At 51.4% G+C, this 1,779-nt stretch carries 1 protein-coding gene; it reads left to right on the forward strand.

The annotated features are described in order from the left end of the window. Positions 1-195: 195 nt before the first annotated feature. Positions 196-1,356 carry a DUF2202 domain-containing protein gene (locus P0O24_RS12415; RefSeq protein ID WP_316970064.1) on the forward strand — a complete coding sequence of 387 codons (1,161 nt, stop codon included), beginning with the start codon at positions 196-198 and terminating at the stop codon, positions 1,354-1,356. Positions 1,357-1,779 lie beyond the last annotated feature (423 nt).

The following is a 1,779-nucleotide window of genomic DNA, read 5'->3' on the forward strand; positions in this document are numbered from 1 at the left end:
GCGTCATCTAGATTTGATCCGATTTCAAGACTGACTTGCTGTAGCCTTTTTGACCAAGCCAATCTCACCGTACTTGCTACCGAGATCGCTGCCTCATCGCGATTCTTCTCTTAACCGATGACCAATGAATTGAATTGAGATCTTTTTCGACATATTGATATCCGATAAATAAGCTAATAGAAGGTGGTGTTCTTGATGAAGTTGGCCTATAAAATGCTCTTGATCGGGTTTTTGCTCGTCTTATCGGGATGTATCGAGCCCCCGGTGGAGCCGATGATCTCGGAGAAAGCTGCGACTGAAGAATGGAAGGCTGACGGGATTATAGGTGAGAACGAATACGCTAGGTCGATGGTCTTGGTGGCCCCTTCAAGGTCAGGCTATTCGGGAGGGAGGATGGAGATATCCTGGAGGAACGATCAGGAGCATCTCTACATGGCTCTTAAAGGAGATACCGAAGGCTGGATCTCGATAGGCTTCGATCCGTTGGAGTGGATGAAGGACTCTGACATGATCATGGGGACTGTAGAGGACGGGGAGGTCATCGTCCTGGACCTATATTCTACAGGCCGCTATGGCCCCCATGAAGACGACACCTTCCTCGGCGGAAGCTACGACATCCTGGAATATGGAGGCTCTGAGGCGGTCGGCGAAACTATCATAGAGTTCAAGAGAAAGCTCGACACCGGTGACGAGTTCGACAAGGTCCTGGTGCCTGGCGAAAGCGTCTCCATTATCTGGGCGATGGCGGACTCGGACTCGAGATATCTGAAGCACAATGTGGCCTATGGTGAGGGGGTTCTCACTATGGTATCGGATGACGAACTCGTCGGGGATCCGACGGGAGGGGCGGCAGTCGCGACTCTTACCCCGATAGAGGAAGAGGCTATCCATTTCATATGGGAGGAGGAGAAGGTGGCCCGGGACCTCTATAACGAGCTATACCGGGAGACGAGGCTCACCATCTTCCTCGATCTCGCCAGATCTGAGCAGAGCCATATGGACCAGGCGAAGATGCTGGCGGATAAGTACGGGGTGGATCTTCCTGTGGGAGAGGAGGCGGGGGCCTTCAGGAATCAGACCCTCATCGATCTTTACAACGATCTTCTCGATGAGGGGATGCGGTCCCAGGAGGATGCTCTAAAAGTGGCGGCCGCCTTCGAGGAGATCAGCATAGTCGACCTGGAGAAGGAGCTGGAAGTTTCGACCAACGAAGATGTGAGGGTCGTCTTTGAGGGCTTGCTGGCAGGCTCAAGAAAGCACCTGCGGTCTTACGTCACGGACCTGGAAGATATGGGGATTACCTACACCCCCCGGTACATGGACCCGGAGGAGTTTGATGAGGTCGTAAGATACTGATTTATAGGTATTGGGGAGCGGAGAGGGGCGTAAAACCCCGGTCTTCAGTCAGAGGATGTAGAGCCCCTCCCCTTTTATGATAAATGCTTAAATACGGGTGGTGCATCTTCAAATGGTTGATATTCTGTGATAAGGGTAAGTCAACAGATCTCTCAGCGACCAGTTGTGGTCTGTCAAGCCACATTCCTTCGCGGGGCAGTTTTTTCTTTTCCGCCCCAAAAAATCCAGAGTTATGAGGGAACCATGCCCTCTGCAGAAGTTGAAGTGGGCAAAATACAGAGTCATTTGCTTATTATAGCCTGACCTCCCCAGCGTTTAGGCACACATATGAAGAGCATCCAGGATTTCGCGCTGTTTTTTGGATATCTCAGTGGCCATCTTCTCTCCATTCGGCAAGACCATGATCTTAATTTTTTCCAGCTC

It is taken from the genome of Candidatus Methanocrinis alkalitolerans (assembly GCF_029167205.1).
Classification (GTDB): domain Archaea; phylum Halobacteriota; class Methanosarcinia; order Methanotrichales; family Methanotrichaceae; genus Methanocrinis; species Methanocrinis alkalitolerans.

Excerpts from the sequence above, each read along its gene's own strand:
- P0O24_RS12415 (WP_316970064.1), top strand. The coding sequence starts at position 196 with ATGAAGTTGGCCTATAAAATGCTCTTGATCGGGTTTTTGCTCGTCTTA.